10 protein-coding genes and 1 pseudogene are annotated in these 6,243 nt (G+C 74.7%); 5 read left to right on the forward strand and 6 right to left on the reverse strand.

Translation table 11 applies throughout. The annotated features are described in order from the left end of the window. The coding region (locus tag ACIOHG_RS37635; protein ID WP_400958149.1) for a hypothetical protein at positions 1-737 on the forward strand (737 nt) is incomplete at its 5' end. 66 nt (positions 738-803) lie between these two features. Next, positions 804-1,193 carry a VOC family protein gene (locus tag ACIOHG_RS37640; RefSeq protein ID WP_400958151.1) on the forward strand — a complete coding sequence of 130 codons (390 nt, stop codon included), beginning with the start codon at positions 804-806 and terminating at the stop codon, positions 1,191-1,193. 76 nt (positions 1,194-1,269) lie between these two features. Here the strand turns inward: ACIOHG_RS37640 and ACIOHG_RS37645 are convergent, their stop codons facing one another. Genes ACIOHG_RS37645 through ACIOHG_RS37655 form a run of 3 tightly spaced genes read right to left on the reverse strand, consistent with a single transcriptional unit; the run spans position 1,270 to position 2,617 of the window. Next, the gene (locus tag ACIOHG_RS37645; protein ID WP_400958153.1) at positions 1,270-1,551 is read right to left on the reverse strand and encodes a hypothetical protein; all 282 of its coding nucleotides are present in this window, start codon (positions 1,549-1,551) and stop codon (positions 1,270-1,272) included. A 51-nt stretch (positions 1,552-1,602) separates the two neighbouring features. Continuing rightward, entirely contained in the window at positions 1,603-1,971 is a 369-nt protein-coding gene (locus ACIOHG_RS37650) for a hypothetical protein (protein ID WP_400958155.1), read from the reverse strand. Positions 1,972-2,002: 31 nt separating this feature from the next. Then, complete coding sequence (locus ACIOHG_RS37655; RefSeq protein ID WP_400958157.1) at positions 2,003-2,617, reverse strand: carboxymuconolactone decarboxylase family protein; 615 nt, start codon at positions 2,615-2,617, stop codon at positions 2,003-2,005. A 74-nt stretch (positions 2,618-2,691) separates the two neighbouring features. Between ACIOHG_RS37655 and ACIOHG_RS37660 the strand changes: the two genes are divergently transcribed. Further along, the gene (locus ACIOHG_RS37660) at positions 2,692-3,192 is read left to right on the forward strand and encodes a MarR family winged helix-turn-helix transcriptional regulator (RefSeq protein ID WP_400958167.1); all 501 of its coding nucleotides are present in this window, start codon (positions 2,692-2,694) and stop codon (positions 3,190-3,192) included. A 23-nt stretch (positions 3,193-3,215) separates the two neighbouring features. On the opposite strand, the gene ACIOHG_RS37665 is transcribed toward ACIOHG_RS37660, so the two are convergent. From ACIOHG_RS37665 to ACIOHG_RS37675, 3 genes are all read right to left on the reverse strand, one after another. After that, positions 3,216-3,650, reverse strand: a complete 435-nt coding sequence (locus ACIOHG_RS37665; RefSeq protein WP_400958159.1) for a DUF6210 family protein — start codon at positions 3,648-3,650, stop codon at positions 3,216-3,218. A 137-nt stretch (positions 3,651-3,787) separates the two neighbouring features. Beyond that, positions 3,788-4,564, reverse strand: coding sequence for a lysophospholipid acyltransferase family protein (locus ACIOHG_RS37670; protein WP_400958161.1), 777 nt, complete (start codon positions 4,562-4,564; stop codon positions 3,788-3,790). Between the two features lie 210 nt (positions 4,565-4,774). Further along, the gene (locus ACIOHG_RS37675) at positions 4,775-5,179 is read right to left on the reverse strand and encodes a DUF4395 domain-containing protein (RefSeq protein WP_400958163.1); all 405 of its coding nucleotides are present in this window, start codon (positions 5,177-5,179) and stop codon (positions 4,775-4,777) included. Positions 5,180-5,399: 220 nt separating this feature from the next. On the opposite strand from ACIOHG_RS37675, the gene ACIOHG_RS37680 reads away from it, so the two are divergent. Then, positions 5,400-5,813, forward strand: coding sequence for a TlpA family protein disulfide reductase (locus ACIOHG_RS37680; protein ID WP_400958165.1), 414 nt, complete (start codon positions 5,400-5,402; stop codon positions 5,811-5,813). Positions 5,814-6,151: 338 nt separating this feature from the next. Further along, a pseudogene (locus tag ACIOHG_RS37685) lies at positions 6,152-6,243 on the forward strand (electron transfer flavoprotein subunit beta); the annotation flags it as partial.

The following is a 6,243-nucleotide window of genomic DNA, read 5'->3' on the forward strand; positions in this document are numbered from 1 at the left end:
GCCTCACAGCGCCGATGGTACTGCAGGGGGGACCCTGTGGGAGAGTAGGACGCCGCCGAACAATCATTGTGGAGAAGCCCCCTGACGGGAAGTCACGGGGCTTCTTTGCGTTTCGGAGAGGGGAAAGAGTGGGCTTCACAGGTGTGTGGGCGCTGCTTGCGTTGACGGATGCGGAGTTGGCGGAGTTCGGGGCACTCGCCGAGATGGCGGTGGTGCCGGCGGGGGTCGAGGCCGAGCGGGTGTGGTGGCGGGGGTTGGCGGCCGGGGAACTGTCCGGCCGGCTCTGGGAGGACGAAGGGGCGTCGCGGTTGGGGGAGTTATTCGGCAGGTGGGCGCCGGATTCGGAGGAGCACGAAGGGTCGGCGGCCCGGGTGCTGGAGGAGATGGGGGGTCGGCCGGAGGAACAGCGGTGGGCGATGGCTGCGGGGAAGGCGTTTCCGTTCGCGGCGTTGGGGTTCGCGGTGGGGCCGGATGCGGTGTTGGGGTGGCCGGGGTGGTTCGGGGTGTTCGTGTTGGACGCGGCCGGGGTGCGACGGGAGCTGCCGGCGTTCGAGGCGGTGTTGGGGCGGTCGGGGGTGGAGCGGGGGCGGGTCGTTCGGCGGGTGCGGGGGTGGATGGCGGATCTGGGGAACGATCCGGATTTTCCGGCGGGGGAGTTGTTGGACGGTCCGTTGCGGGTGTTGCGGTGGGCGGCGGTCAACGGGCGCGGGGTGGTGGGGGTCGCGCCGGTCTTCTGAGGGGGTGTCAGTGGTGGGTTCTAGGCTCGCCCTCTGCGTGAGTGCTGTGGAGGAAAGGGAGCCGACATGCTGCTGGGACTGCGGACCGTGATCTATCCCGCGCCGGACCTGGCTGCGGCCAGGAGCTGGTGGGCGGCGGCGCTGGGGGTGGAGCCGTATTTCGACGAGCCGTTCTACGTGGGGTTCAACGTGGCGGGGTACGAGTTGGGGCTCGATCCGGACGGGGATCCGGCGGTGGGGCCGGCGACGTACTGGGGGGTGCGGGACGTGGACGCGGCGGTGGAGCACTTCGTCGCGGCGGGGGCGGTGGTGCGGGCGGCGGTCCAGGAGGTCGGGGGCGGGATCAGGGTGGCGACGGTGGTGGAGCCGTCGGGGGCCTCGGTCGGGCTGATCGAGAATCCGGTGTTCGTGTTGCCGGAGGAGCTGCCGGGGGCGGGCGAGGGCCCCGGTCGCTGACGCGCGGCAGGGCCCCGGCCGGGGAGCGCCGGGGCCCTGCGTCGTGCTGGGGGAAGGGGCGGAGTCGGCTGGGCGGTCAGCAGTGGAGTTCGAGGAAGAGCATGGCGCGGCCGTCGGCGTCCGTGAACTCGTACGCCAGGTAGGGGGCGTGGAGTTCGGCGAGGTCGAGGGCGGTGACCGGTTGCGGGTCGAGTCCGGCGCTGTGGCCGAGGACGAGGAGGGCGGCCTCGGTGCGCAGGCGGCGGGTGCGGCGGGGGACGAGCGGGCCGCGGCGCAGTGACCAGGTGGTGCCGGTCGGATCGGTCCAGTGGCCGGTGGTGGCCGGGCTGCGGCGGGGCGGGGTGGCCGGTTCGGGCATGGGGGGATTGTGCGGGGCGCGGGCCGCGCGGGGCAAAGGGGTTGTGGGCGGTCAGTGCGCGAGGTGGTCGTTGGTGACCAGGGTGCGGGCCAGGCGGGCGGCGGTGGTGGTGACGGTGGGCCAGGCCGGGGACGCGAGGTGGTCGGCGGGGGTGGGGTCGGCGGGGAGGCCGGTCCGGAGGGTGTGCAGGGCGGTGCCGAGGTCGGCGGTGAGGGCGGCTTCCTCGTCGGTGCGCAGGGTGTGGCCGAGCCAGGGGAGGGGGTCGGTGGCGTCGCAGGTCTCGGTGAGCAGGGTGGTGAGGAGGGACGCGGGGTCGAAGCCGTCGCGGGCCGGGTCGTGGAGGGCGGGGACGGCGAGGGTGAGGACCGCGGCCACCAGCTGGTGGCGCAGGGCGGGGAGGGCGATGCCGCGGTCGGTCACCCGGGGAGCGTACCGGCCTGCGGGTGGACGGTCAGGCGTACGGGGCGAGTTGGGGGTCGAGCGGGGCGTCGGTGAGGCGGTTGGCGAAGGTGGAGAGGGTGTAGGCGCCGATGCCGAGGACGATCTCCAGGGCGTTCGCGGGGGTGAAGCCGTGGGCGAGGAAGGCGGCGAGTTCGGGTTCGGGGACGGCGCCGGTGTGGTCGAGGACGGCGTGCACGAAGGTGCGGACGGCCTCCAGGCGGGCGTCGGGGAGCGGCTGCTGGGCGCGCAGGGCGGCGATCAGCTCGGGTTCGGCGGCGAGCCGGGTGAGGGCGGCGGTGTGCATGGCGACGCAGAGGTGGCAGCCGTTGCGGGTGGCGACGGTCAGGACGAGTGTCTCGCGGACCAGCGGGTCGAGGTCGGTGCTGTCGAACATGGCGCTCAACGTGAGGAAGCCGTCGAGGAGTTGCGGGGAGTGGGCGAGGCGGCCGACGGCGGCGGGGAGGTGGCCGAGGTGGCGGGCGACCTGGTCGAGCCGGCGGCGGGCGGCCGGCGGGGCGGTCTCGGGGGTGAGCTCGGGGAAGTACCCGCCGGTGCCGGTGCCGGTGCCGGTGCCGGTGCCGGTGCCAGTGTCGGGGGCGGTGGGAGCGGTGGTCGGGAGCGACAAGGGAGTGCCTTTCGGGCGGCGGCGGAGGGCGTGCCGGGGCGGCCGGAGGGAGTTCCCCGGCGGCGCGCCCTAGAATAGACAACGTGGTTGACCAAAACGTAAACCAGGTTGTCGATTCGCGCAACGGCTTCGAGCTCCCGCTCCTGCTGTTCGCCGGATTCCGCACGATCATCGACGAGTTGCACGCCGAACTCGCCCGGCAGGGGCACCCGCACGCCCGGCCCGCGTTCGGCTTCGCCCTGCAGGCGATCGGGCCGGACGGGGCCGGGGCCAGTGAGATCGGGCGCCGGCTGGGGGTGTCCAAGCAGGCGGCCGGGAAGACCGTGGACCGGTTGGAGGCGCTGGGCTACGCGGAGCGGGTCGACGATCCGCGGGACGCGCGCCGCAAGCTGGTCCGGCTGACGCCGCACGGGCTGGACCTGCTGGCCCGGTCGGCGGCCGGTTTCGACGCGATCAGGACCCGCTGGGCGCAGGCGCTCGGGGAGCGGCGGCTGCGCGAACTGGAGGACGGGCTCGCGCAGTTGACCGGCCCGTCGGCGTTCCGGCTGGACGCGGCGGGCTGGTTCGGCAGCTGAGCCGTCCCCTGCCCGGGGCGGGGTCAGTCGCAGTTCTCCCAGACCAGCACACCGGGGCCGTCGGGGGTGAGGACGGGCAGCCAGGCCTCGTCGGCCTCGGGGAGGCGGGACTCGTCGAGGGCGAGGGGGACGCCGGGAGTGCCGGGGGCGCCGTAGCGGTGGGCGGCGACGGCCGTCCGCAGTCGGTCGAGCAGGGCGGGCGGCCAGTCCAGGCCCCGCGCGCCCTGCCCCTTGAGCGCGCCGGTGAACAGGGCCCGCAGTTCGTCGTCCGGGTTCCGGGCGGGCAGCGGGACGAGGTAGCCCTCCTGCTGGTACTGCACGCAGCCGTAGCCGCCGCCCTGGGTCTGGTAGACCACGCCGGTGTCCGCCGCCACGACGGCGAACACCCACCCCTGGCCCGCGCCGCTGCTGTCGGGGTCGAGAAAGACGTAGCGCTTGTCGCCGTCGGTGTCAGCCATGATCAGGAGCGTCGCACAGGACGGGCCCGCGCCACGCCGTGATCCGCGGAGCCGGGCCCGCCGATCCGGACGGCGCCGCCTCGGGCGGGCCCCGTCACCCGGTGGGGCCCGGCACCCGGTGGACTGCCCGGTGGGGCTCAGGCGGTGCCGCGGGCGGCGCGGCGCTCGGCCTTCTCGGTGGCCTCGGCCTCGTCCAGGGCCTCGGCCTGCTCGGGGGTGGGGGCGGTGCCGCCGAGGTGCGCGGGGAGCCACCAGGAGTCGGCGGGGCCGGCGGGCTTGGCCGGGTACTCGCGCTGGGCGCGCTCCAGCATCTCCGTCATCGCGGCCCGCAGGCGGCGGGTCACCATGACCGGCTTGTCGGTCGGCGCCAGGTGGATCGGCTCGCCGATCACGATGGTGACCGGCACGTGACGCTTCGTCAGCTCCTTGGGGCGGCCCTTGGTCCACAGCTGCTGGGTGCCCCAGAGGATGACCGGGAGCAGCGGGGTGCCGGAGTCGGCGGCCATCCGGGCCGCGCCGGTCTTGAACTTCTTCAGCATGAACGAGCGGCTGATCGTGGCCTCGGGGAACACGCCGACGATCTCGCCCTCGCGCAGCGCCTCGACGGCGGCCTCGTAGGCGGGCTGGCCGTCGGTGCGGTCGACCGGGATGTGCTTCATGCCGCGCATCAGCGGGCCGGACACCTTGTGCCGGAACACGTCGTCCTTGGCCATGAAGCGGGTCTTGCGGCGGGCCACCCGGTACGCGCCGAAGCCCGCGAAGATGAAGTCCAGGTAGCTGATGTGGTTGCTGACCAGGACGGCGCCGCCGGTCGCGGGGACGTGCTCGGCGCCGACGATGGAGATCCGCAGGTCCAGCGCCTTGAAGGCGGCGAGCGCGGTGCGGATCACCGGCGGGTACACGAACTCAGCCACGGTCGGCCCTACTTCCCACGGGGCTCACGCCCGGTCGAGTGGTACCCGGGGCGTGGGGCGGGGCCGCGAGGTCGCGGCACGCCGCGGCGGCCACGGGTGTTTCCCCCCGATGATCCCCCGAACGGGTACGGTCTGTCACGCCCGCCCCCGGTGCGGGAGATCTCACCGCGCGGGGGAACCCTCCGGGGGCGGTCGCCGTCTCCGCGGCGGTCAGGCGCGGGCCCGGGCCCGGTGCAGCAGCAGGTAGAACTCGCAGCCGAGGCAGTAGCCGAAGGCGGCGTTCAGGAAGGCGGCGGCCAGGGCGAGACCGGTGGCGGCGGGGCCGAGCCAGGCCGGGCCGAGCAGGTACCCGAGGGTGCCGAGCAGGGCGAAGCCGAGGCCGACGGCCTGGGCGAACCGGGGCGGGCGGGCGTCCTCGAGCTCGGCGGGCGGCCCGAGCCGGGGCCGGACCAGGGCCCGGTAGAGCAGGCCGTAGGGGGAGCGCCGGAGGACGCCCAGGGCGAAGATCAGGGTCTGGGCGGCCAGCAGCCACCCGCTCCCGGTGATCAGGACGGCGGCGAGGACGGCGGAGGTGAGGACGGCGGCGAAACGGGGGCCGCGGGGGTCGATCTGCACGAAGCTGCTCCGGTGAAGGGTGCTGACGGCTGACCTGACGCGGAGTCAGGGGAAAGGGAGGGCGAGCGGTCAGCGACAGCGGGTGGCGCCGGCCCGGCACAGGTCGATCACCCGGCGGCAGGTCAGCCGGGGAGTCGGGTGCGGGGCGCGGGTGTGCACGGGGGCGATGCTACCGGGGGCGCGCGGCCGGGCCCAGGGGCAGATTTGTCACACTGGTCGGATGACCGGACTGATCGTGTGCCTGGGGGTGCTGGCGGCGGCCGGCGTGTTCGGCGCGGTGCGCAAGGTGCGCGACGGGAGGCTGAAGGTGCGCGGCAGGGACGACGCGGTGCGGCTGACCGCCGAGGAGCTGGGGGAGCCGCTGGGGGAGCGGGCCACGCTGGTGCAGTTCTCCACCTCGTTCTGCCAGCCGTGCCGGGCGACCCGGCGGACCCTGGCCGAGGTGGCGGGGATGGTGGACGGGGTGGCGCACGTCGAGGTGGACGCCGAGTCGCGGCTGGAGCTGGTGCGGCGGCTGGAGGTGCTGCGCACGCCGACCGTGCTGGTGCTGGACGCCTCGGGCCGGGTGGTGCGCCGGGCGGCGGGGCAGCCCCGGAAGGCGGACGTGATCGCCGCGCTGGGCGAGGCGGTCTGACCGGGGCGGTCCGGGCGGGGCGCTTCGGACGGCGCTCGCGCGCGGGGTGCGATCGGCCTTCCGGCGTCGACTCAGGTGGCGGCCGGACATCGGGGCGCGACCTGGGGCAGGATGGGCCTCAGGCGGCGGCGCAGGTGCCGGGCCGGACCCGCGGGCAGCGTAAGCTACTGGCGAGTAGTGACTGCTGAACTGCTCGTGGGTATGCTGCCCGGGAGTTCCGGAGCGGCACCGGTGTGCGCCGCCCGGGCCGCGGGCCCCGTACGCGCGCCGAGACGCCCTCGCCGCGCCCGGGCAGTCGCCGCAGCCGCCGGATCGGACCAGTAACAGGAGAGCAGGCCGTGAGCTTGAGGATCGTTGTCTGTGTGAAGTACGTGCCCGATGCGACCGGTGACCGTCGCTTCGCGGACGATGCCACCACCGACCGGGAGGG

This window comes from Kitasatospora sp. NPDC088134 (genome assembly GCF_044741705.1).
In the GTDB taxonomy this organism is placed as follows: domain Bacteria; phylum Actinomycetota; class Actinomycetes; order Streptomycetales; family Streptomycetaceae; genus Kitasatospora.